18 protein-coding genes and 3 pseudogenes are annotated in these 23,072 nt (G+C 56.1%); 20 read left to right on the top strand and 1 reads right to left on the bottom strand.

Features of this window, described 5'->3' with window-relative positions:
• Nucleotides 1–165 precede the first annotated feature (165 nt).
• The 19 genes and pseudogenes from ilvI (at nt 166) to lpxC (ending at nt 21,989) form a co-directional block, all read left to right on the top strand.
• The gene (ilvI, locus tag EL098_RS18720; protein ID WP_126357558.1) at nt 166–1,890 is read left to right on the top strand and encodes an acetolactate synthase 3 large subunit; all 1,725 of its coding nucleotides are present in this window, start codon (nt 166–168) and stop codon (nt 1,888–1,890) included.
• A gap of 2 nt (nt 1,891–1,892) precedes the next feature.
• Entirely contained in the window at nt 1,893–2,384 is a 492-nt protein-coding gene (gene ilvN / locus EL098_RS18715; protein ID WP_126358510.1) for an acetolactate synthase small subunit, read from the top strand.
• Between the two features lie 176 nt (nt 2,385–2,560).
• Nucleotides 2,561–3,565: a catabolite repressor/activator gene (gene cra / locus EL098_RS18710; protein WP_126357557.1), complete on the top strand. Its 1,005-nt coding sequence runs from the start codon at nt 2,561–2,563 to the stop codon at nt 3,563–3,565.
• Between the two features lie 563 nt (nt 3,566–4,128).
• Entirely contained in the window at nt 4,129–4,587 is a 459-nt protein-coding gene (gene mraZ / locus EL098_RS18705) for a division/cell wall cluster transcriptional repressor MraZ (protein WP_126357556.1), read from the top strand.
• A 2-nt stretch (nt 4,588–4,589) separates the two neighbouring features.
• Nucleotides 4,590–5,531 carry a 16S rRNA (cytosine(1402)-N(4))-methyltransferase RsmH gene (gene rsmH / locus EL098_RS18700; RefSeq protein ID WP_126357555.1) on the top strand — a complete coding sequence of 314 codons (942 nt, stop codon included), beginning with the start codon at nt 4,590–4,592 and terminating at the stop codon, nt 5,529–5,531.
• On the top strand, nt 5,528–5,890 hold the full coding sequence (ftsL, locus tag EL098_RS18695) for a cell division protein FtsL (RefSeq protein WP_126357554.1): 363 nt from the start codon (nt 5,528–5,530) through the stop codon (nt 5,888–5,890). The genes rsmH and ftsL overlap by 4 nt, the downstream gene beginning before the upstream one ends.
• A 15-nt stretch (nt 5,891–5,905) precedes the next feature.
• Nucleotides 5,906–7,672: a peptidoglycan glycosyltransferase FtsI gene (locus EL098_RS18690; protein WP_126357553.1), complete on the top strand. Its 1,767-nt coding sequence runs from the start codon at nt 5,906–5,908 to the stop codon at nt 7,670–7,672.
• Nucleotides 7,659–9,146, top strand: a complete 1,488-nt coding sequence (gene murE, locus EL098_RS18685) for a UDP-N-acetylmuramoyl-L-alanyl-D-glutamate--2,6-diaminopimelate ligase (RefSeq protein WP_126357552.1) — start codon at nt 7,659–7,661, stop codon at nt 9,144–9,146. Before EL098_RS18690 ends, murE begins: the two co-directional genes overlap by 14 nt.
• Nucleotides 9,143–10,501 (top strand): UDP-N-acetylmuramoyl-tripeptide--D-alanyl-D-alanine ligase, encoded by a 1,359-nt coding sequence (murF, locus tag EL098_RS18680; RefSeq protein ID WP_126357551.1) that lies wholly within the window; start codon nt 9,143–9,145, stop codon nt 10,499–10,501. Before murE ends, murF begins: the two co-directional genes overlap by 4 nt.
• Nucleotides 10,495–11,577, top strand: a complete 1,083-nt coding sequence (mraY, locus tag EL098_RS18675; protein WP_039290277.1) for a phospho-N-acetylmuramoyl-pentapeptide-transferase — start codon at nt 10,495–10,497, stop codon at nt 11,575–11,577. The genes murF and mraY overlap by 7 nt, the downstream gene beginning before the upstream one ends.
• Nucleotides 11,578–11,579: 2 nt before the next feature.
• Nucleotides 11,580–12,896, top strand: coding sequence for a UDP-N-acetylmuramoyl-L-alanine--D-glutamate ligase (gene murD, locus EL098_RS18670; RefSeq protein WP_126357550.1), 1,317 nt, complete (start codon nt 11,580–11,582; stop codon nt 12,894–12,896).
• A pseudogene (ftsW, locus tag EL098_RS18665) lies at nt 12,896–14,141 on the top strand (cell division protein FtsW). The gene murD and the pseudogene ftsW overlap by 1 nt, the downstream one beginning before the upstream one ends.
• Complete coding sequence (murG, locus tag EL098_RS18660; RefSeq protein ID WP_126357549.1) at nt 14,138–15,205, top strand: undecaprenyldiphospho-muramoylpentapeptide beta-N-acetylglucosaminyltransferase; 1,068 nt, start codon at nt 14,138–14,140, stop codon at nt 15,203–15,205. The pseudogene ftsW and the gene murG overlap by 4 nt, the downstream one beginning before the upstream one ends.
• Before the next feature lie 70 nt (nt 15,206–15,275).
• Nucleotides 15,276–16,752: pseudogene (gene murC / locus EL098_RS18655) on the top strand (UDP-N-acetylmuramate--L-alanine ligase).
• The gene (locus EL098_RS18650) at nt 16,745–17,665 is read left to right on the top strand and encodes a D-alanine--D-alanine ligase (protein WP_126357548.1); all 921 of its coding nucleotides are present in this window, start codon (nt 16,745–16,747) and stop codon (nt 17,663–17,665) included. Before murC ends, EL098_RS18650 begins: the two are co-directional and overlap by 8 nt.
• A 1-nt stretch (nt 17,666) precedes the next feature.
• Nucleotides 17,667–18,503, top strand: a complete 837-nt coding sequence (gene ftsQ, locus EL098_RS18645) for a cell division protein FtsQ (protein ID WP_126357547.1) — start codon at nt 17,667–17,669, stop codon at nt 18,501–18,503.
• Nucleotides 18,500–19,755, top strand: a pseudogene (gene ftsA / locus EL098_RS18640) (cell division protein FtsA). Before ftsQ ends, ftsA begins: the two are co-directional and overlap by 4 nt.
• A 63-nt stretch (nt 19,756–19,818) precedes the next feature.
• On the top strand, nt 19,819–20,970 hold the full coding sequence (gene ftsZ, locus EL098_RS18635; RefSeq protein ID WP_008461800.1) for a cell division protein FtsZ: 1,152 nt from the start codon (nt 19,819–19,821) through the stop codon (nt 20,968–20,970).
• Nucleotides 20,971–21,071: 101 nt separating this feature from the next.
• Entirely contained in the window at nt 21,072–21,989 is a 918-nt protein-coding gene (gene lpxC, locus EL098_RS18630; RefSeq protein ID WP_045781359.1) for a UDP-3-O-acyl-N-acetylglucosamine deacetylase, read from the top strand.
• An 8-nt stretch (nt 21,990–21,997) separates the two neighbouring features.
• Here the strand turns inward: lpxC and EL098_RS18625 are convergent, their stop codons facing one another.
• Nucleotides 21,998–22,513, bottom strand: coding sequence for a DUF721 domain-containing protein (locus tag EL098_RS18625; RefSeq protein ID WP_126357546.1), 516 nt, complete (start codon nt 22,511–22,513; stop codon nt 21,998–22,000).
• A 22-nt stretch (nt 22,514–22,535) separates the two neighbouring features.
• Between EL098_RS18625 and secM the strand changes: the two genes are divergently transcribed.
• Nucleotides 22,536–23,042 (top strand): secA translation cis-regulator SecM, encoded by a 507-nt coding sequence (gene secM, locus EL098_RS18620; protein WP_164716907.1) that lies wholly within the window; start codon nt 22,536–22,538, stop codon nt 23,040–23,042.
• Nucleotides 23,043–23,072: the final 30 nt, after the last annotated feature.

Raw genomic sequence — 23,072 nt, 5'->3', positions numbered from 1 at the left:
CTGCCCTTGGCTAGCCCTGGTGGATAATTGCCTGAGGGATTTTGAGCGGTTATGTTAATGCCCTAACTTTATAAAAACGATACAGGCAGAGACACAACCTGTCGCAGCGACGGCGCGGAAATGATGTCTGCGTGCGGTCAAAAACGTGAGCCTGGAGGCAAAACCATGGAGATGTTGTCAGGAGCCGAGATGGTCGTCCGGTCGTTAATCGATCAGGGCGTGAAGCAAGTATTCGGCTACCCGGGAGGCGCCGTACTCGATATTTACGATGCGCTTCATACGATGGGCGGGATTGATCATGTGCTGGTTCGCCATGAGCAGGCCGCAGTGCATATGGCCGATGGCCTTGCACGCGCAACGGGTGAGACGGGGGTGGTGCTCGTGACTTCAGGTCCCGGTGCCACCAACGCCATTACCGGCATTGCCACCGCCTATATGGACTCTATTCCTATGGTGGTGCTGTCCGGGCAGGTTGCCACCTCTTTGATTGGCTACGATGCCTTTCAGGAGTGTGACATGGTCGGTATCTCCCGTCCTGTCGTGAAACACAGCTTCTTAGTTAAGCAGGTTGAGGATATCCCGGGCATCATCAAAAAGGCCTTCTGGCTGGCCTCAAGCGGCCGACCGGGGCCGGTTGTTGTTGATTTGCCGAAAGACATCATGAGCCCGCTGAACAAGCTGCCGTATGCCTGGCCTGACACCGTGAGCATGCGCTCTTACAACCCGACGACGCAGGGGCACAAAGGGCAGATTAAACGTGCCCTGCAGACGCTCATTGCGGCGAAAAAGCCGGTGATGTACGTGGGCGGCGGTGCCATCAATTCAGCGTGCGAAGGCGAACTGTTAACGCTTGCCGAAAAGCTCAATATTCCGGTTGTCTCCTCCCTAATGGGGCTTGGGGCGTTCCCGGCGACGCACCGACAGGCTCTGGGCATGCTTGGCATGCACGGCACCTACGAAGCGAACATGACGATGCACCATTCGGACGTGATCTTTGCCGTAGGCGTTCGCTTTGATGACCGTACCACCAACAATCTCGCGAAGTACTGCCCGAATGCGACGGTACTGCATATTGATATCGACCCGACTTCTATCTCAAAAACCGTGGCGGCGGATATCCCGATTGTGGGCGACGCGCATCAGGTTCTGACGCAGATGCTGGAGCTGCTTGCTCATGAAGACACCCAGCAGTCCGGGGATGATATTCGCGACTGGTGGCAACAGATTGAGCAGTGGTGTGCCCGTCAATGCCTTGAGTTCGATCGCACCAGTGCGGCCATTAAGCCGCAGGCGGTTATTGAAACGGCTTATCGCCTGACAAACGGTGAGGCGTATGTCACCTCTGACGTAGGGCAGCACCAGATGTTTGCCGCCCTCTATTATCCGTTCGATAAGCCGCGCCGTTGGATCAATTCCGGTGGCCTTGGCACGATGGGCTTTGGCCTTCCTGCTGCCCTGGGCGTCAAGATGGCGCTGCCGGACGAGACGGTGATTTGCGTGACCGGTGACGGCAGTATCCAGATGAACATTCAGGAGCTTTCCACCGCGCTGCAGTACGGTTTGTCGGTTCTGGTTTTAAACCTCAATAACCGCTACCTCGGTATGGTAAAACAGTGGCAGGACATGATTTATTCTGGCCGCCACTCCCAGTCTTATATGGAGTCGCTTCCGGACTTTGTGCGCCTTGCGGAAGCTTATGGTCACGTCGGGATCAGCATCACAAAGCCGGAAGAGCTTGAAAGCAAGCTTGCGCATGCGCTGGAAACCGTTCGCGGTGGTCGCCTGGTGTTTGTTGATGTGACGGTTGATGGTACTGAGCACGTTTATCCTATGCAGATTCGCGGCGGCGGAATGGATGAAATGTGGTTAAGCAAAACGGAGAGAACCTGATTATGCGCCGGATATTATCGGTATTACTGGAAAATGAATCAGGCGCGCTGTCCCGGGTCATTGGTTTGTTCTCTCAGCGTGGCTATAACATCGAAAGTCTCACCGTAGCGCCTACGGATGATCCAACGCTGTCCCGTATGACGATTCAAACCGTCGGCGATGAGAAAGTCCTCGAGCAGATTGAGAAACAGCTCCATAAGCTGGTGGATGTGCTGCGCGTCAGCGAGCTGGGGCAGGGGGCCTACGTCGAGCGTGAAATTATGCTGGTGAAGGTGCAGGCCAGCGGATATGCGCGTGAAGAGGTGAAACGCAGCGCGGAAATTTTCCGTGGGCAAATCATCGATGTGACGCCAACGCTTTACACGGTCCAGCTTGCCGGTACCAGCGATAAACTTAACGCGTTCCTCGATACGATTCGTGACGTGGCGAAAATTGTCGAAGTGGCCCGCTCGGGGATTGTCGGTGTTTCGCGCGGCGACAAGATCATGCGTTAGCCGTGAATGTGATCTAACTCACATGCCCGGCAATCACTGCCGGGCTTTTTTTTGCAAATCAGCAAACAACATCCCGCAAAAGCGGTTGCCGGAGTTATTATTCTGCGCTTAGATGTAAAAGTTGTTAACCATGACCAGGGTATGGTTATGGATCACCTGGAGAGTAAGGGGCTACAGTGAAATTGGATGAAATCGCGCGCCTGGCGGGAGTGTCGCGCACCACGGCAAGCTACGTTATCAACGGAAAAGCGAAACAGTATCGCGTCAGCGATAAAACCGTTGAGAAAGTGATGGCGGTGGTACGCGAACATAACTACCACCCTAATGCGGTGGCCGCAGGGCTACGGGCAGGGCGCACGCGTTCTATCGGTCTGGTGATCCCTGACCTGGAAAACACCAGCTATACCCGTATCGCAAATTACCTTGAACGCCAGGCTCGTCAGCGCGGTTATCAGCTGCTGATCGCCTGCTCTGAAGATCAGCCCGACAACGAAATGCGCTGTATTGAACACCTTCTTCAGCGGCAGGTTGATGCGATTATTGTCTCCACGTCTCTTCCGCCTGAGCACCCTTTTTATCAGCGCTGGGCCAACGATTCATTGCCGATTATCGCCCTCGACCGTGCCCTGGATCGCGAGCATTTCACCAGCGTGGTGGGGGCCGATCAGGACGATGCGGAGATGCTGGCTGAGGAGCTGCGTAAATTCCCCGGGGACAACATTCTTTATCTCGGCGCGCTGCCTGAGCTGTCGGTCAGTTTCCTGCGCGAGCAGGGATTCCGTACTGCCTGGAAGGACGATCCGCGCACGGTTAACTACCTCTATGCCAACAGCTATGAACGCGAAGCCGCGGCCCAGCTCTTTGAAAAATGGCTGGAAACCCACGCCATGCCGGACGCGCTGTACACAACCTCTTTTGCGTTGCTGCAGGGCGTGATGGATGTGACGCTGCGTCGTCACGGGCGGCTGCCTTCAGACCTGGCCATCGCCACCTTTGGCGATCACGAACTGCTGGATTTCCTGCAGTGCCCGGTGCTGGCGGTCGCGCAGCGCCATCGTGATGTCGCAGAAAGGGTGCTTGAGCTGGTGCTGGCAAGCCTTGATGAACCACGCAAGCCAAAGCCAGGGTTAACCCGGATCCGTCGCAATCTTTATCGCCGCGGCAGCTTAAGTCGCTACTAAGAAACAGCCTACTGCCCGTCCCTTAGGCTCAATTAAGATTTTTCCCGTATATTTACCCTTATTTTTTAAGGCAATTAATGAAGCGGGAAAAATCTGCTAAAAAAAACCGCAGCGGGAAATAAATTCCTCCTTTGTATTATTTTGTTACACACCAGCGTGATAAGAAATGTTGGATTATTCATCATTCACCTTCTTCGTTTTCTCCTGACCTGCGCCAGGCCTGCATCAGACGGGCATCTGGCGCTGTTCACCCGCCCTGAAATACCTTAAAATGCCGCCCGCGTCGCAAACTGAGTACTTAATATTTTTTAAACCAGGTATTCCGTCGTTTTAACGCTGTTGATGTTTATTGGTCTTTTTCTTTCAAATATTCATAACGTTAATTTTGCCTCGCTAATGCGGGCTTTTTCACGCCAGCCATTAATCAATCGCTTAGGTGCGGGAATTTATTCCCACTGGCGGCCTGGCTGGCTTGACAAGGTTTTCCTCCCCTCCGTAAACTCCTTTATGTGGGATTTTGTGGGATAAAGTGGTGAAATGGGTCATTAAAGGGTGAGGCTGGCATGTTCCGTGGGGCAACGTTAGTCAATCTCGACAGCAAGGGGCGGCTTGCCGTACCTACCCGTTACAGGGAAAAGCTGATCGAAACCTCAGAAGGTCAGATGGTTTGTACCATCGACATCCATCACCCCTGCCTGCTGCTTTATACCGTTCCCGAGTGGGAAATCATTGAACAAAAGCTTGCCCGTCTGTCGAGCATGAACCCCGCAGAGCGCCGCGTGCAGCGGCTGTTATTGGGGCATGCCAGCGAATGTCAGATGGATAGCGCCGGGCGACTGCTGCTGGCGCCAGTTTTGCGTCAGCACGCCGGGCTCACCAAAGAAGTAATGCTGGTCGGCCAGTTCAATAAGTTTGAGCTGTGGGATGAGGCGACCTGGCATCAACAGGTCAGGGAAGATATCGACGCTGAGCAGGGTTCGACAAACACCTTGTCGGATCGTCTGCAGGACTTGTCACTTTAGAAATGATGGAAAATTTTAAACACACTACGGTGCTGCTGGATGAGGCCGTTAACGGCCTGAATATTCGTCCTGACGGCATCTACATTGATGGCACTTTTGGTCGCGGTGGCCACTCACGCCTGATTCTGTCCCAGCTCGGTGAGCAGGGACGGCTGCTGGCTATCGACCGCGATCCGCAGGCGATTGCCGCGGCGGCTGCTATCGATGACCCACGCTTCTCCATCATTCATGGCCCATTCTCTGCGCTTGCAGATTACGCTCGTGAGCGCGAACTGGACGGTAAGATCGACGGTATTTTGTTGGATCTTGGCGTCTCTTCTCCTCAACTGGATGATGCGGAGCGCGGTTTTTCGTTTATGCGTGATGGACCGCTGGATATGCGTATGGATCCCACGCGGGGCCAATCCGCTGCCCAATGGCTGATGACGGCGGAAGAAGCCGATATCGCCTGGGTGATAAAAACCTTTGGTGAAGAGCGCTTTGGCAAACGCATCGCGCGCGCCATCGTTGAGCGTAATCGCGAAGAGCCAATGACGCGTACCAAAGAGCTGGCGGCGGTCGTCTCAGCGGCGATGCCGGTAAAAGATAAGTTCAAACATCCGGCGACGCGCACGTTCCAGGCTATTCGTATCTGGATCAACAGCGAGCTGGATGAGATTGAGAAAGCGTTAAAGGGCTCGCTGGAAGCTCTGGCCGTTGGCGGACGCTTGTCGATCATCAGCTTCCATTCACTTGAAGATCGCATCGTTAAGCGCTTTATGCGTGAAAACAGCCGTGGCCCACAGGTGCCAGCCGGTTTGCCAATGACCGAAGCGCAGCTGAATAAGCTGGGCGGTCGGCAGCTTAAGGCGCTTGGCAAGTTGATGCCCGGCGAAGAGGAAGTGGCGGAGAATCCTCGCGCCCGCAGCTCAGTATTGCGTATTGCAGAAAGGACTAACGCATGATCAATCGAGTGACAGAAACCCTAAGCAGAGTGACGCAGCTCGGCAGCAACGAGCGCCATGCTTTGCCTGGCGTGATTGGCGGCGATCTGCTGCGCCATGGGAAACTGGCACTCTGTTTGTTCATCGCGATTATCGTCACTGCCGTTTCCGTGGTCACGACGGCGCACCATACCCGCCTGCTTACCGCGCAGCGTGAGCAGATGGTACTTGAGCGCGACGCGCTGGATATTGAATGGCGCAACCTGATTCTTGAAGAAAATGCGCTCGGCGATCATAGCCGGGTTGAACGGATCGCCACGGAAAAGCTGCAGCTGCAGCATGTCGATCCTTCGCAGGAAAACATCGTAGTTCAGCAATAAGGAATAGTGCGACAGATGAGAGCAGCGGCAAAAACGCTTAAACCAAAACGCCAGGAAGAACAGGCCAACTTTGTCAGTTGGCGTTTTGCGTTGCTCTGCGGGTGTATTCTTCTGGCCCTGGCATTCCTGCTGGGGCGCGTAGCCTGGCTACAGATAATCAACCCGGACATGCTGGTGCGGCAGGGCGACATGCGCTCGCTGCGCGTACAGGAGGTCTCTACCTCCCGCGGCATGATAAGCGACCGTGCAGGACGACCGCTGGCCGTCAGCGTGCCGGTGAATGCGGTTTGGGCCGACCCGAAAGAGCTGCATGACGCGGGCGGCGTAACGCTGGATAACCGCTGGAAGGCGCTGGCGGATGCGCTAAAAATTCCTCTCGACCAGCTGTCATCCCGCGTCAACAGCAACCCGAACGGGCGGTTTATTTATCTTGCTCGTCAGGTGAACCCGGATATTGGCGACTACATCAAGAAGCTCAAGCTTCCGGGGATCCATCTGCGGCAGGAGTCCCGCCGCTACTATCCATCAGGCGAAGTCACTGCTCACCTCATCGGCTTTACCAACGTCGACAGCGAAGGGATCGAGGGGGTAGAAAAAAGCTTTGATAAGTGGCTCACCGGTCAGCCCGGCGAACGCATCGTGCGTAAAGATCGCTACGGGCGCGTTATCGAAGATATCTCCTCTACCGACAGCCAGGCCGCCCATAACCTGGCTTTGAGCATTGATGAGCGCCTGCAGGCGCTGGTATATCGCGAACTGAATAACGCCGTTGCCTTCAACAAAGCCGAGTCGGGCAGCGCCGTTTTGGTCGATGTAAACACCGGTGAAGTGCTGGCGATGGCGAACAGCCCGTCCTATAACCCGAACAACCTGACCGGCACGGCAAAAGACGTGATGCGTAACCGCACCATCACTGACGTCTTTGAGCCGGGTTCCACCGTCAAACCGATGGTGGTAATGACTGCGCTGCAGCGTGGCGTGGTGAACGAAAATTCTGTTCTGAATACCATTCCGTACCGCATTAATGGCCATGAGATCAAAGACGTGGCGCGGTACAGCGAATTGACCCTTACCGGGGTGCTACAGAAGTCGAGTAACGTCGGTGTTTCCAAGCTGGCGTTAGCGATGCCCTCCTCAGCGTTAGTAGATACTTACTCACGTTTTGGACTGGGAAAAGCGACCAATTTGGGGTTGGTCGGGGAACGCAGTGGCTTATATCCTCAAAAACAACGGTGGTCTGACATAGAGAGGGCCACCTTCTCTTTCGGCTACGGGCTAATGGTAACCCCGTTACAGTTAGCGCGAGTCTACGCAACGATCGGCAGCTATGGCGTCTACCGCCCGCTGTCGATCACCAAAGTTGATCCGCCGGTTCCCGGCGAGCGTATCTTTGCTGAATCAACCGTTCGTACCGTGGTACACATGATGGAAAGCGTGGCGCTGCCCGGCGGCGGCGGCGTGAAGGCGGCCATCAAGGGCTACCGTATTGCTATCAAAACCGGTACCGCGAAAAAAGTCGGGCCAGATGGCAAATACATCAACAAATACATTGCTTACACAGCAGGCGTTGCACCAGCCAGCCAGCCGCGCTTTGCGCTGGTGGTGGTTATCAATGACCCGCAGGGTGGTAAGTATTACGGCGGTGCCGTCTCTGCGCCAGTGTTCGGTGCGATCATGGGCGGCGTATTGCGCACCATGAACATCGAGCCGGATGCGCTGGCAACCGGTGAAAAAAGCGAATTTGTAATTAATCAGAAAGAGGCATCAGGTGGCAGATCGTAATTTGAGCGACCTTCTTGCTCCGTGGGTAGCCGGGCTACCTGCGAGAGCGCTGCGAGAGATGACACTCGATAGCCGCGTGGCGGCTGCGGGCGATCTTTTTGTGGCCGTGGTCGGTCATCAGGCGGACGGGCGTCGTTATATCCCGCAGGCGATAGCACAGGGTGTGGCTGCCGTGATCGCAGAAGCGGACGGTGAAGCGGCGGATGGCGAAGTTCGTGAGATGCACGGCGTGCCGGTCATTTACCTGAGCCAGCTGCATCAGCGGCTGTCCGCGCTGGCGGGCCGCTTCTATCATCAGCCTTCAGAAGCCTTGCGCCTGGTCGGGGTGACCGGGACTAACGGAAAAACCACCACCACTCAGCTGCTGGCGCAGTGGGCTCAGCTGCTGGGTGAAACCAGCGCCGTAATGGGCACCGTGGGCAACGGCCTGCTCGGGCAGGTTGTGCCGACGGAAAACACCACCGGCTCTGCGGTAGATGTTCAGCACGTGCTGGCGACCCTGAAAGCCCAGGGCGCGACCTTTGGTGCCATGGAGGTTTCATCCCACGGCCTGGTTCAGCATCGCGTGGCGGCCCTGAAATTTGCCGCTTCCGTGTTTACTAATTTAAGCCGGGATCACCTTGATTATCACGGTGATATGGCGAATTACGAGGCCGCTAAGTGGCTGTTGTTCTCAGAGCATGACTGCGGTCAGGCGATCATCAATGCCGATGATGAAGTCGGCCGCCGCTGGCTTGCTCGCCTGCCGGATGCCGTTGCCGTCACGATGGAAAACAACCTTGAGCCGGATGCTCATGGGCGCTGGCTGAAGGCCGACGAAGTTATTTATCACGATGGCGGCGCGACACTTCGCTTTAGCTCATCGTGGGGCAATGGCGAGATTGAAAGCCGCCTGATGGGCGCGTTTAACGTCAGCAACCTGCTGCTTGCCCTGGCAACGCTGCTGGCGCTGGGTTATCCGCTCGACGAATTGATTCAAACGGGTTCACGCCTCCAGCCTGTTTGTGGACGTATGGAAGTGTTCAGTGCGGCCGGCAAACCTACCGTAGTCGTGGATTATGCCCACACTCCGGATGCGCTGGAAAAAGCCCTGCAGGCGGCTCGTCTGCACTGCTCCGGCAAGCTGTGGTGCGTGTTCGGCTGTGGCGGCGATCGCGACAAAGGTAAGCGTCCAATCATGGGCGGTATTGCGGAGCAATATGCCGATGTGGTGGTGGTGACGGATGACAACCCACGTACCGAAGAGCCGAAAGCCATCGTCGACGATATCCTGACCGGCATGCTGGACGCGGGGCGGGCACACGTGGTGCTCGGGCGCGCAGAAGCGGTGACCAACGCCATTATGCAGGCGAAAGACAATGACGTTGTCCTGCTGGCGGGTAAAGGTCACGAGGATTATCAGATTGTCGGTAACCGCCGTCTGGATTACTCCGACCGCGTAACGGCTGCTCGTCTGCTGGGAGTTGTCGCATGATCCGCGTCTCCCTGAAGCAACTGGAGTCCATTCTTAATGGGCAGCTGCATGGCGCAGATGCGGATATTATCGACGTGACCACCGACACGCGTAAGCTGACGGCTGGCTGTCTCTTTGTCGCGCTGAAGGGCGAACGTTTTGACGCTCATGATTTTGCCGCTGATGCGGTGAAGGGCGGAGCCGGCGCCTTACTGGTTAGCCGTAAGCTGGATATTGCTGTTCCGCAGCTGGTGGTGGCCGATACCCGACTTGCCTTTGGTGAACTGGGGGCATGGGTGCGTCAGCAGGTGCCAACTCGCGTTGTAGCGTTGACCGGCTCTTCCGGCAAAACCTCCGTGAAGGAAATGGCGGCCTCTATCCTGCGTCAGTGCGGCAATACGCTCTATACCGCTGGTAACCTGAATAACGATATTGGCGTCCCGATGACGCTGCTGCGCCTGACGCCTGAATATGATTTTGCCGTGATTGAACTGGGCGCTAACCATCAGGGAGAGATCGCCTGGACCGTGAGTTTAACGCGTCCGGAAGCTGCTCTGGTAAATAACCTGGCGGCCGCTCACCTCGAAGGCTTTGGTTCACTGGCAGGCGTTGCAAAAGCGAAGGGCGAGATCTTTACCGGCCTTGCCGCGAACGGTACGGCGATCCTTAACGCCGATAATAACGACTGGCTGAACTGGAAGTCGATCGTGGGCGATCGCAGAACCTGGCGCTTCTCTCCGAATGCGGCCGGAAGCGATTTTAACGCGACGAACGTCCATATCACCTCCCACGGTACCGAGTTCACTCTGCAAACCCCTCAGGGTGATGTCGAGGTCGTGCTGCCGTTACCCGGCCGCCACAATATTGCTAACGCTCTGGCGGCTACCGCCCTGGCGATGGCGGTCGGCGCGACGCTGGATGCGGTAAAAGCAGGCCTGTCGGAGCTGAAAGCCGTCTCAGGTCGCCTGTTCCCGATCCAGCTTGCTGAGAACCAGCTGCTGCTGGACGACAGCTACAACGCTAACGTGGGCTCTATGACCGCGGCGGCGCAGGTGCTGTCAGAGATGCCGGGCTACCGGGTGATGGTGGTGGGCGATATGGGCGAGCTGGGCGATGAAGCCGAAGCCTGCCATCGTCAGGTCGGTGAAGCGGCAAAGGCCGCAGGTATTGACCGCGTACTGAGCGTGGGGGTGTTAAGCAAGACGCTTAGCGACGCATCAGAAGTGGGTGAGCACTTTACCGATAAACAGGCCGTGGTTGCGCGTTTGCAGGCGCTTATCGCGGAACATTCAATTTTAACCATTTTGGTGAAAGGTTCACGTAGTGCGGCCATGGAAGAGGTGGTTCGCGCATTACAGGAGAAACAAGCATGCTAGTTTGGCTGGCCGAACATTTGGTCAAATATTATTCGGGCTTTAACGTCTTTTCCTATCTGACGTTTCGCGCCATTGTCAGCCTGCTGACCGCTCTGTTTATCTCCCTGTGGATGGGGCCGCGGATGATCGCGCGTTTACAGCAACTCTCCTTCGGGCAGGTTGTGCGTAACGACGGTCCTGAGTCGCATTTCAGCAAGAAAGGGACGCCAACCATGGGAGGGATCATGATCCTGACCGCCATTGTGGTGTCCGTATTGATGTGGGCTTATCCCTCTAACCCTTACGTCTGGTGCGTGCTGTTCGTGCTGATAGGCTTCGGGATCGTAGGTTTTGTCGATGATTACCGGAAAGTGGTTCGTAAGGACACGAAAGGCCTGATCGCTCGCTGGAAATACTTCTGGATGTCGGTGATTGCGCTGGTCGTGGCCTTCACCATGTACGCCGCCGGGAAGGGGACGCCAGCTACCGAGCTGGTTGTGCCTTTCTTCAAGGACGTGATGCCGCAGCTTGGCCTGTTCTATGTGCTGCTGGCGTACTTTGTGATTGTCGGCACCGGGAACGCGGTAAACCTGACCGATGGCCTTGATGGCCTGGCGATTATGCCTACCGTATTCGTGGCTGCAGGTTTTGCGCTGGTGGCGTGGGCGACGGGTAATATGAATTTTGCGGGTTACCTGCATATTCCTTACCTGCGCCACGCGGGCGAGCTGGTTATCGTCTGCACGGCGATAGTCGGCGCGGGTCTTGGTTTCCTGTGGTTCAACACCTATCCGGCCCAGGTCTTTATGGGCGACGTGGGCTCTCTGGCTCTTGGCGGTGCGCTGGGGACTATCGCTGTACTGCTGCGTCAGGAGTTCCTGCTGGTGATTATGGGTGGCGTATTCGTCGTCGAAACCCTGTCGGTTATCCTGCAGGTTGGCTCGTTCAAGCTCCGCGGGCAGCGCATCTTCCGTATGGCGCCGATTCACCACCACTATGAGTTGAAAGGCTGGCCGGAGCCGCGCGTCATTGTGCGCTTCTGGATTATTTCGCTGATGCTGGTGCTGATTGGCCTGGCTACGCTGAAGGTTCGCTAAATATGGCAGATTACCAGGGTAAAAACGTCGTTATCATCGGGTTAGGCCTTACCGGCCTGTCCTGCGTGGATTTCTTCCTTGCTCGCGGCATTACGCCGCGCGTGATGGATTCCCGCATCTCCCCTCCTGGTCTTGATAAGCTGCCTGAGAACGTTGAACGCCATACCGGTTCGTTAAATGAGGACTGGTTACTGGCGGCGGATCTGATTATCGCCAGCCCTGGCATTGCGCTCGCCACGCCGGCATTAAGCGCTGCTGCGAATGCTGGCGTCGAGATTATTGGCGATATCGAGCTGTTTTGCCGTGAAGCACAGGCGCCGATTGTGGCGATTACCGGCTCCAACGGTAAAAGTACCGTGACAACGCTGGTCGGCGAGATGGCGAAAGCTGCCGGAGTCAACGTCGGTGTTGGCGGCAATATTGGCCTGCCGGCGCTGATGCTGCTGGATAAAGGCTGTGAGCTTTATGTTCTTGAGCTCTCCAGCTTCCAGCTGGAAACCACCCATAGCCTGAAGGCTGCGGCGGCGACCGTCCTGAACGTCACGGAAGATCATATGGATCGCTACCCGTTTGGCATGCAGCAGTATCGTGCGGCAAAACTTAGCATCTATGAAAACGCCAAAGTCTGCGTGGTCAATGCGGACGATGCGCTGACGATGCCGGTGCGTGGAGCGGACGATCGCTGCGTCAGCTTCGGTGTGGACGTCGGTGATTACCATCTTAATCGTCAGCAGGGCGATACCTGGCTGCGGGTGAAAGGGGAGAAGATCCTCAACACCAAAGAGATGAAACTGGTTGGTCAGCATAATTACACCAACGCGCTGGCCGCTTTGGCGCTGGCGGATGCGGTTAAGCTTCCCCGCTCGACCAGCCTGAAAGCGCTGACCACCTATACCGGTCTGGCGCATCGTTTCCAGCTGGCCTGGGAGCGTAACGGCGTGCGCTGGATTAACGACTCCAAAGCAACCAACGTCGGCAGTACGGAAGCCGCGTTGAACGGCCTGCAGGTTGAGGGCACGCTGCACCTGCTGCTGGGTGGAGACGGTAAATCCGCTGACTTCTCGCCATTGGCTCGCTACCTGCAGGGCGACCGCGTGCGGCTGTACTGCTTTGGCCGCGACGGCGCAGAGCTGGCCGATTTGCGCCCGGATGTCGCCGAGCAAACTGAAACAATGGAGCAGGCAATGAAGCTTGCGGCAGAGCGCGTCAGGTCTGGCGATATAGTGCTGCTTTCTCCTGCCTGCGCCAGTCTCGATCAGTTCAAAAACTTTGAGCAGCGCGGCGATATGTTTACTCAACTTGCGAAGGAGCTCGGCTGATGCGTTTATCTCTCCCTCGCCTGCGAGTCCCCCGTGTTCCAGGATTTGGCATCCTGGCCTGGGTCGCTACGGCATTAAAAGGGTGGGTAATGGGCTCCCGTGAGGCCGATGCCAACAGCATGGTACTGTACGATCGTACGCTGCTTTGGCTGACCTTCGGCCTTGCGGCGATAGGCTTTATTATGGTGACCTCGGCGTCGATGCCGGTAGGTCAGCGTCTGGCAAACGATCCGTTCCTGTTCGCAAAACGCGACGGGCTGTACATCATCGTGGCGTTCGTGCTGGCGATGGTGACGCTGCGCCTGCCGATGGATTTCTGGCAGCGCCACAGCACGGCGATGCTGCTGGCATCGATTGCCATGCTGCTGATTGTGCTGGTCGTCGGCAGCTCGGTTAACGGCGCATCGCGCTGGATTGCCTTTGGTCCGCTGCGTATCCAGCCCGCTGAGTTTTCCAAGCTGTCGCTGTTCTGCTATCTCGCGAACTATCTTGTGCGCAAGGTTGATGAGGTGCGAAATAACCTGCGCGGCTTCCTGAAGCCAATGGGCGTGATTCTGGTGATGGCCGTCCTGCTGCTTGCCCAGCCCGATCTTGGGACGGTGGTGGTGCTGTTTGTGACTACGCTGGCGATGCTGTTCCTGGCGGGGGCAAAGCTGTGGCAGTTCATCGCGATTATCGGCATGGGGATCTCGGCGGTTATCCTGCTGATCCTCGCTGAACCATACCGTATTCGCCGCGTCACATCGTTCTGGAACCCGTGGGAAGATCCCTTCGGCAGCGGCTACCAGCTCACGCAGTCGCTGATGGCTTTCGGGCGCGGTGAGTTGTGGGGGCAAGGGCTTGGGAACTCGGTCCAGAAGCTGGAATATCTGCCTGAAGCGCACACCGACTTTATCTTCTCCATCATCGGTGAGGAACTGGGATATATCGGTGTGGTACTCGCACTTTTGATGGTATTCTTCGTCGCTTTTTCGCGCGATGTCCATCGGTAAACGTGCGCTGGAATTAGACCAGCGTTTCTCCGGTTTTCTGGCGTGTTCTATCGGCATTTGGTTTAGCTTCCAGGCGTTGGTTAACGTCGGAGCCGCAGCGGGTATGCTGCCAACCAAAGGGCTGACGTTGCCGCTTATCAGTTACGGTGGTTCCAGCCTGCTGATTATGTCTACGGCGATCATGCTGTTGTTGAGAATAGATTATGAAACGCGCCTGGCTAAGGCTCAGGCGTTTACACGGAGCGCCAAATGACGGGCAAAGCGAAGCGGTTGATGGTGATGGCGGGTGGCACCGGTGGGCATGTATTCCCCGGTCTGGCCGTTGCCCATCATCTTCAGGCTGAAGGATGGGACATTCGCTGGCTGGGTACCGCGGACCGTATGGAGGCCGATCTTGTGCCGAAGCACGGCATTGAGATCGACTTCATTCGCATTTCCGGCCTGCGCGGCAAAGGCCTGAAGGCCTTGCTGCTGGCGCCCGTGCGTATTTTTAACGCCTGGCGTCAGGCTCGGGCCATCATGAAGGCCTGGAAGCCGGATGTGGTCCTGGGTATGGGCGGTTATGTTTCCGGGCCGGGCGGCCTTGCTGCCTGGTCTTTGGGCGTTCCGGTTGTACTGCATGAACAAAATGGCATTGCAGGGCTGACGAACAAGTGGTTAGCGAAGATCGCAACCAAAGTGATGCAGGCCTTTCCGGGCGCATTCCCTAAGGCCGACGTTGTCGGCAACCCGGTGCGTACCGATGTACTTGCGCTCCCGCTGCCGCAGGAACGTTTTGCCGGGCGAGAAGGCCCGGTGCGTGTGCTGGTCGTCGGCGGCTCTCAGGGCGCGCGCGTTTTGAACCAAACCATGCCGCAGGTTGCCGGCAGGCTGGGTGAAGCTGTGACTATCTGGCATCAAACCGGGAAAGGCGGTCAGGCAGTTGTTCAGCAGGCTTACGCTGAGGCGGGCCAGCCACAGCATAAGGTCACCGAATTTATTGATGATATGGCGGCGGCCTACGAATGGGCTGACGTCGTGGTTTGCCGCTCCGGAGCGTTAACCGTGAGCGAGATCGCCGCAGCGGGACTGCCCGCGTTGTTTGTCCCGTTCCAGCATAAAGACCGGCAGCAGTACTGGAATGCGCTGCCTCTGGAACAGGCGGGCGCGGCGAAAATACTGGAGCAGCCGCAGTTTACCGTGGATGCCGTTACCCGTACCCTGGCCGGATGGGACAGAGCAACGCTGCTGGCGATGGCCGAGCGCGCGCGCGCTGCTTCTCTTCCTGACGCCACCGAACGTGTAGCAAATGAAGTCAGCGCCGTAGCGCGCGCGTAATACTTGTGGGAGGCGAATTGCCCCCTGTAAATTTGATGTAATGGCGGCATGCCGCTTGCAGGTTTAGAGAATGAATACACAACAACTGGCGAAACTGCGTTCAATCGTGCCCGAGATGCGTCGCGTCCGGCACATTCACTTTGTTGGCATCGGCGGCGCCGGTATGGGCGGTATTGCTGAAGTCCTGGCCAACGAAGGTTACCAGATCAGCGGTTCCGATCTGGCGCCGAACCCGGTCACGCAGCAGTTGTCGGCACTGGGTGCCACGATTTATTTTAACCATCGCCCGGAAAACGTGCGTGATGCAAGCGTAGTGGTTGTTTCCACAGCCATTTCTGCCGATAACCCGGAAATTGTGGCCGCCCATGAAGCCCGCATCCCGGTTATCCGCCGTGCCGAAATGCTGGCCGAGCTGATGCGTTTTCGTCACGGCATTGCCGTCGCGGGTACGCACGGCAAAACGACGACCACGGCGATGGTGTCGAGCATTTATGCGGAAGCGGGTCTGGATCCGACGTTTGTTAACGGTGGCCTGGTAAAAGCCGCCGGCGTGCATGCCCGTCTGGGGCATAGCCGCTACCTGATTGCAGAGGCTGACGAAAGCGATGCATCGTTCCTGCATCTCCAGCCGATGGTCTCGATTGTGACCAACATTGAAGCCGACCATATGGATACCTACCAGGGCGACTTCGAAAATTTAAAGCAGACGTTTATTAACTTCCTGCACAATTTGCCGTTTTATGGCCGGGCGGTAATGTGCGTGGACGATCCGGTGATTCGTGAGCTGCTGCCGCGTGTGGGCCGCCAGACGACCACTTACGGCTTCAGCGATGACGCGGATGTGCGCGTTGAGAATTACCAGCAGAAAGGCGCTCAGGGCTTTTTCACCATTGTGCGTCAGGACAAACCTGCTCTGCATGTGGTGCTGAACGCGCCGGGCCGTCATAACGCGCTGAATGCGGCCGCAGCGGTTGCCGTGGCAACGGAAGAGGGCATTGAAGACGAAGCCATTCTCCGTGCGCTGGAAAGCTTCCAGGGAACCGGCCGTCGTTTCGACTTCCTGGGGGAATATCCGCTGGCGTCGGTAAACGGTAAAGCAGGGACCGCCATGCTGGTGGATGACTACGGCCACCACCCAACGGAGGTGGATGCCACGATTAAAGCGGCTCGCGCCGGCTGGCCAGAGAAAAATCTGGTAATGATTTTCCAGCCGCACCGCTATACGCGTACGCGTGATTTGTACGATGACTTTGCTGGCGTGCTGTCTCAGGTGGACTCGCTGGTAATGCTGGAAGTCTACCCTGCTGGTGAAGCGCCGATTCCAGGCGCCGACAGCCGCTCGTTGTGCCGCACGATTCGCGGCCGCGGCAAGGTTGACCCTATTCTGGTTTTCCGATCACGCCGAAGTGGCGGAAATCCTGGCACCTGTTCTGACGGGAAATGATCTGATTCTCGTGCAGGGCGCGGGGAATATCGGCAAAATTGCGCGGAACCTGGCTGAAATTAAACTGCAGCCTCAACCTAAAGAGGAAGGGCGTCATGGCTGATAAAATCGCCGTTCTTCTCGGAGGCACCTCCGCTGAGCGCGAGGTTTCTCTGCAGTCCGGCAGCGCGGTGCTGGCCGGCCTAAAAGAAGCGGGCCTTAATGCCCACGCCTTCGATCCACAAAGTGAGTCGGTGCTGGAGCTGAAGGCGCAGGGTTTTAACAAAGTTTTTATCGCGCTGCACGGTCGCGGTGGCGAAGACGGTACTCTGCAGGGGCTGCTGGAGTTTCTGCAACTGCCCTATACCGGCAGCGGCGTAATGGCTTCGGCGATAACGATGGATAAGCTGCGCAGCAAACTGCTGTGGCAGGGCGCGGGTTTACCTGTTGCCCCATGGGTTGCCTTGAATCGTCAGGATATCGCTGCTGGCCTTAGCGGTGCGCTGGTTGAGCGTGTCGCTGCGCTGGGATTACCGGTTATCGTCAAGCCAAGCCGTGAAGGCTCCAGCGTCGGCATGTCGAAGGTAGACCACGCGGACGCGCTGCCTGCGGCGCTTGAGCTTGCCTTTGAACACGATGAAGAAGTGCTGATTGAAAAGTGGTTGAGCGGCCCGGAATACACGGTTGCGATTTTAGGGGACGAAATTTTACCCTCTATTCGTATCCAACCCGCTGGAACCTTCTATGATTATGAGGCGAAGTATCTCTCTGATGAAACTCAATATTTCTGTCCCGGTGGATTAATTGAGCAAAGAGAGCAGGAATTACAGGCGTTAGTTCTGCAGGCGTGGCAGGTTCTTGGCTGTAGCGGCTGGGGACGTGTCGATGTCATGCTGGACAGCGACGGGCAATTTTACCTGTTAGAAGTGAATACTTCACCCGGCATGACCAGCCATAGCCTGGTGCCTATGGCGGCTCGTCAGGCGGGAATGAGCTTCTCTCAGCTGGTTGTACGTATTCTGGAACTGGCGGACTGATATGTCGCAGGCTGCACTGAATGCGCGTAACCGTGCCGAGGAAAACACCAGCTCGAGACGCAGCAATGGGTCGCGTCTGGCAGGGATTATCTTCCTGTCTGCGGTGCTGTTGAGCGTGTTTATCGGCGGCTGGATTGTGGTGGGCTGGATGGAAGATGCCCAGCGTCTGCCCCTCTCCCGGCTGGTGGTGACCGGGGAACGTCACTACACGCGGAACGATGATATTCGCCAGTCTATTCTGGCCCTGGGGCCGCCGGGGACCTTTATGACCCAGGACGTGAATATTATCCAACAGCAGATAGAACGCTTGCCGTGGATCAAGCAAGCAAGCGTAAGAAAGCAGTGGCCGGACGAATTGAAGATTCATCTGGTTGAATATGTGCCGATAGCACGATGGAATGACCAGCATATGGTTGACGCGGAGGGAAATTCCTTCAGCGTGCCGGCAGAGCGCACCAGCAAGCAGACTTTACCGATGCTTTCCGGCCCGGAAGGCAGCGAAAATGAAGTGCTGCAAGGTTACCGTGACATGGGCGTGGTGCTGGCAAAGGATAAGTTTACGTTGAAAGAGGCGGCTATGACCGCTCGCCGCTCCTGGCAGTTGACGCTGAATAACGGAATTAAGCTCAACCTGGGCCGGGGCGATACGATGAAACGTCTGAATCGTTTTGTAGAACTTTACCCGGTTCTGCAGCAGCAGGCGCAGGCTGATAACAAACGGATCAGTTATGTCGACCTGCGATACGATTCAGGCGCCGCGGTAGGTTGGGAGGCACTTCCTCCTCCGGTACCTAATCCGAATCAGCAACAGAATCAGGCACAGGCAGAACAACAATGATCAAGGCGACGGACAGAAAACTGGTAGTTGGACTGGAGATTGGCACCGCGAAGGTCGCCGCTTTAGTAGGGGAAGTTCTGCCCGACGGTATGGTCAATATTATTGGCGTGGGCAGCTGCCCATCGCGTGGTATGGACAAAGGCGGGGTAAACGACCTCGAATCGGTCGTGAAGTGTGTGCAACGTGCCATCGATCAGGCTGAGCTGATGGCGGACTGCCAAATCTCCTCAGTCTACCTGGCGCTGTCAGGCAAGCATATCAGCTGCCAAAACGAGATAGGCATGGTGCCGATTTCGGAAGAGGAAGTGACGCAGGAAGATGTGGAAAATGTGGTGCATACGGCAAAATCGGTGCGCGTTCGTGATGAACACCGCGTTCTGCATGTGATTCCACAGGAATACGCTATTGATTACCAGGAAGGGATCAAAAACCCGGTAGGGTTGTCCGGCGTCCGTATGCAGGCGAAAGTGCATTTGATTACCTGCCATAACGATATGGCGAAAAACATCGTTAAAGCGGTTGAACGATGTGGTCTGAAAGTTGACCAACTCATTTTGCCGGTCTGGCCGCGAGCTATGCGGTACTGACCGAAGACGAGCGCGAACTGGGCGTCTGTGTTGTGGACATCGGCGGTGGTACCATGGATATGGCGGTCTATACCGGCGGTGCGCTGCGTCATACCAAAGTTATCCCTTATGCAGGGAACGTCGTGACCAGCGATATCGCTTACGCCTTTGGTACGCCACCGAGCGATGCAGAAGCGATTAAAGTGCGCCATGGTTGTGCGCTGGGCTCCATTGTAGGGAAAGATGAAAACGTTGAAGTCCCGAGCGTCGGTGGCCGTCCGCCTCGCAGCCTGCAGCGCCAGACGCTGGCCGAGGTGATTGAGCCGCGTTACACCGAGCTGCTCAACCTGGTCAACGAAGAGATTTTGCAACTACAGGAACAGCTTCGCCAGCAGGGTGTTAAACATCATCTGGCGGCGGGGATTGTGTTAACCGGCGGCGCGGCACAAATTGAAGGCCTGGCAGCCTGTGCTCAGCGTGTGTTCCATACGCAGGTGCGTATCGGTCAGCCGTTGAATATTACTGGCCTTACTGACTATGCCCAGGAGTCGTATTACTCGACCGCAGTAGGGTTGCTGCACTACGGGAAGGAATCGCATCTCAGTGGTGAAGCTGAAGTGGAAAAAAGGACCTCGGTTGGCTCATGGTTTAAGCGACTGAACAGCTGGCTGAGAAAAGAATTTTAATTTTTATAAGAGACCGGAGACAATTAGCGGTCTCAGGCGACAGGCACAAAACGGAGAGAAACTATGTTTGAACCTATGGAACTGACCAACGACGCGGTGATTAAAGTCATCGGCGTCGGTGGCGGCGGCGGTAATGCCGTTGAACATATGGTGCGCGAGCGCATCGAAGGCGTTGAATTCTTTGCGGTGAACACTGACGCTCAGGCGCTGCGTAAAACTGCAGTCGGCCAGACTATCCAGATTGGTAATGGGATCACTAAAGGTCTGGGCGCAGGCGCAAATCCAGAAGTGGGTCGTAACGCCGCGGAAGAAGACCGCGAAGCATTACGCGCTGCGCTGGATGGGGCAGACATGGTGTTTATCGCTGCAGGTATGGGCGGTGGTACCGGTACCGGCGCTGCGCCTGTTGTGGCCGAAGTGGCTAAAGATTTGGGTATCCTGACCGTTGCCGTCGTGACCAAGCCTTTCAATTTTGAAGGCAAGAAGCGTATGGCTTTCGCCGAGCAGGGTATCGCCGAGCTGTCCAAGCACGTTGACTCACTCATCACCATCCCGAACGACAAGCTGCTGAAAGTGCTGGGTCGCGGAATTTCTCTGCTTGACGCATTTGGCGCGGCAAACGACGTGCTGAAAGGCGCCGTGCAGGGTATCGCCGAGCTGATCACCCGTCCTGGTCTGATGAACGTTGACTTCGCGGACGTGCGTACCGTGATGTCTGAAATGGGCTACGCGATGATGGGCTCCGGCGTGGCAAGCGGCGAAGACCGTGCGGAAGAAGCGGCTGAAATGGCTATCTCTTCTCCACTGCTGGAAGATATCGACCTGTCTGGCGCTCGCGGCGTGCTGGTTAACATCACCGCTGGCTTTGACCTGCGTCTGGATGAGTTCGAAACCGTGGGTAACACCATTCGTGCATTCGCCTCCGACAATGCAACCGTGGTTATCGGTACTTCTCTGGATCCAGAGATGAACGACGAACTGCGCGTCACCGTGGTGGCTACCGGTATCGGCATGGACAAACGTCCGGAAATTACTCTGGTCACTAACAAGCAGGTACAGCAGCCGGTGATGGATCGCTACCAGCAGCACGGTATGGCTCCGCTGACTCAGGAGCAAAAACCGGCCGCTAAAGTGGTTAACGACAACACACCACAAACGGCGAAAGAGCCTGACTATCTGGATATTCCAGCGTTCCTGCGTAAGCAAGCTGATTAAGAATAAACCGGAAGTTGGGAATATTCGCTCTTTGTGCTAAACTGGCCTGCCGTTAGTGATATACACTCTCGGCTAGCTTAGTAATTTGGCGAGATTATACGATGATCAAACAAAGGACACTTAAACGTATCGTTCAGGCGACTGGCGTCGGTTTACATACCGGCAAAAAGGTCACACTGACGCTGCGCCCTGCGCCGGCAAATACCGGGGTCATCTATCGTCGCACCGACTTGAATCCTCCGGTAGATTTTCCGGCTGATGCCAAATCCGTGCGGGATACCATGCTCTGTACTTGTCTGGTGAACGAGCATGATGTGCGGATTTCTACCGTAGAGCACCTCAACGCTGCCCTGGCAGGGCTGGGTATCGACAACATTATTGTTGAAGTCGATGCGCCAGAAATCCCTATCATGGACGGCAGTGCGGCGCCGTTCGTTTATCTGCTGCTTGATGCAGGTATCGACGAGCTGAACTCGGCCAAGAAATTTATACGTCTGAAAGAGACGGTTCGTGTCGAAGATGGCGATAAATGGGCTGAAATGTCACCGTTTAATGGTTTCTCGTTGGATTTCACCATCGACTTTAACCATCCGGCGATTGATGCAAGCACCCAGCGCTACACCATGAACTTCTCTGCTGAAGCCTTTATGCGTCAGATTAGCCGTGCGCGTACCTTCGGTTTTATGCGTGATATCGAATATCTGCAGTCCCGCGGCCTGTGCCTGGGCGGCAGCTTCGATTGTGCCATCGTTGTTGACGATTATCGCGTATTGAACGAAGACGGCCTGCGTTTTGAAGATGAATTCGTTCGTCACAAAATGCTGGATGCCATCGGCGATCTGTTCATGTGCGGCCATAACATTATCGGCGCATTTACCGCCTATAAGTCTGGTCATGCGCTGAACAACAAACTGCTGCAGGCTGTTTTAGCGAAGCAGGAAGCCTGGGAATGGGCGACCTTCGAAGACGAAGCCGAACTTCCGCTGGCGTTTAAAGCACCTAACCTGGTGCTGGCGTAACGCTTAAGCTATCTATTACGACTGGTTTTGCTGGTACCCTCTCCGGCCAGTGAAGCCAGTCGTTCTATTGTTGCTCTCAATTTCTCCGGGCTACGTTTAGCCACTTCTCTCAACGCTTCCGCACTCTGCTCGCTTAGCTGACGATTGACTTCGTATTTCTCACTCCCCGACTGAGTGGTGCTTTCTTGTACGAATTCCTGTCCTTTTACCGCCAGCGATGGATTAATCCTGATGTCGATTGATGTCAATGATGGTAATATTTGGGCGCGTAATGCACTCAGCAGCGAGGCTTGCTCATAGCGTAAGCGCATCAGCCAGCTGGCATTTGCGGTTTCAAGTACGAGAATTCCCTGACGAAAGTTGGCTACCCGACACCAGGGATGCAGTGGTGCAGGCAAAATGCCTTTCACTGCCCGGTTAAGTCGCAGCAGAGCAACGGCGCGTTGCTGAACGTTCTGCAGCATGCTTTCCTGACCGGCATCGTCAAAAAGATTTTCTAAAGATTGCGGGCGACTGTCGCGCATACATTAAGCTCCGGCGGAAAAAGTGATTGGTATTCTAAATCGTTGGCGACAATTTGGCAGACGTTATTTCTGGCCGCATCTCCTGTTGGGGATGGTCGCGGCGAGTTTTGGCATGCCTGCGCTCAACGGTAGCACAGAAACCGGCGTTCCCGCTGAAGCTTCCGCCAGTCGTCACGATCCCGTACGCCAGCTGCGTTTTGACAGCCTTGTTCAACTGCAGGAGAGTACGCGACGTCCCTCCTTCAGTGTGGACTACTGGCACCAGCATGCAATCCGCACCGTAATTCGTCATCTTTCTTTTGCCATGGCTCCTCAGGCGTTGCCGGTGGCTCAGGAAAGCGTGCCGCTTCAGGCACAGCATCTTGCTCTGCTGGACACGCTCAGCGCGCTGCTGACGCAGGAAAGCAAACCTCCCGTTATTGTGCGCCAGACTGCGTTCCGGGAATCCCCCGCGGCTGAAGTTTTCAGTACCGTTACGTGGATCCGCCAGGTGCAGGGGATCCGCGCAGGCCCGCTTCGCCTCAGCTAACTCATCTTCTGAACTAACAACAATTTATTG

Origin of the sequence: Cedecea lapagei (genome assembly GCF_900635955.1) — a bacterium.
Classification (GTDB): Bacteria; Pseudomonadota; Gammaproteobacteria; order Enterobacterales; family Enterobacteriaceae; genus Cedecea; species Cedecea lapagei.
The sequence above is the reverse complement of the archived record's forward strand: the minus strand, read 5'-3'. Positions and strand labels throughout refer to the sequence as shown.

Excerpts from the sequence above, each read along its gene's own strand:
- EL098_RS18625 (WP_126357546.1), bottom strand. The coding sequence starts at position 22,513 with ATGCGCGACAGTCGCCCGCAATCTTTAGAAAATCTTTTTGACGATGCC.
- ilvI (WP_126357558.1), top strand. The coding sequence starts at position 166 with ATGGAGATGTTGTCAGGAGCCGAGATGGTCGTCCGGTCGTTAATCGAT.
- mraZ (WP_126357556.1), top strand. The coding sequence starts at position 4,129 with ATGTTCCGTGGGGCAACGTTAGTCAATCTCGACAGCAAGGGGCGGCTT.
- rsmH (WP_126357555.1), top strand. The coding sequence starts at position 4,590 with ATGATGGAAAATTTTAAACACACTACGGTGCTGCTGGATGAGGCCGTT.
- murF (WP_126357551.1), top strand. The coding sequence starts at position 9,143 with ATGATCCGCGTCTCCCTGAAGCAACTGGAGTCCATTCTTAATGGGCAG.
- ftsL (WP_126357554.1), top strand. The coding sequence starts at position 5,528 with ATGATCAATCGAGTGACAGAAACCCTAAGCAGAGTGACGCAGCTCGGC.
- ilvN (WP_126358510.1), top strand. The coding sequence starts at position 1,893 with ATGCGCCGGATATTATCGGTATTACTGGAAAATGAATCAGGCGCGCTG.
- ftsZ (WP_008461800.1), top strand. The coding sequence starts at position 19,819 with ATGTTTGAACCTATGGAACTGACCAACGACGCGGTGATTAAAGTCATC.
- murG (WP_126357549.1), top strand. The coding sequence starts at position 14,138 with ATGACGGGCAAAGCGAAGCGGTTGATGGTGATGGCGGGTGGCACCGGT.
- murD (WP_126357550.1), top strand. The coding sequence starts at position 11,580 with ATGGCAGATTACCAGGGTAAAAACGTCGTTATCATCGGGTTAGGCCTT.
- EL098_RS18650 (WP_126357548.1), top strand. The coding sequence starts at position 16,745 with ATGGCTGATAAAATCGCCGTTCTTCTCGGAGGCACCTCCGCTGAGCGC.
- lpxC (WP_045781359.1), top strand. The coding sequence starts at position 21,072 with ATGATCAAACAAAGGACACTTAAACGTATCGTTCAGGCGACTGGCGTC.
- EL098_RS18690 (WP_126357553.1), top strand. The coding sequence starts at position 5,906 with ATGAGAGCAGCGGCAAAAACGCTTAAACCAAAACGCCAGGAAGAACAG.
- ftsQ (WP_126357547.1), top strand. The coding sequence starts at position 17,667 with ATGTCGCAGGCTGCACTGAATGCGCGTAACCGTGCCGAGGAAAACACC.
- mraY (WP_039290277.1), top strand. The coding sequence starts at position 10,495 with ATGCTAGTTTGGCTGGCCGAACATTTGGTCAAATATTATTCGGGCTTT.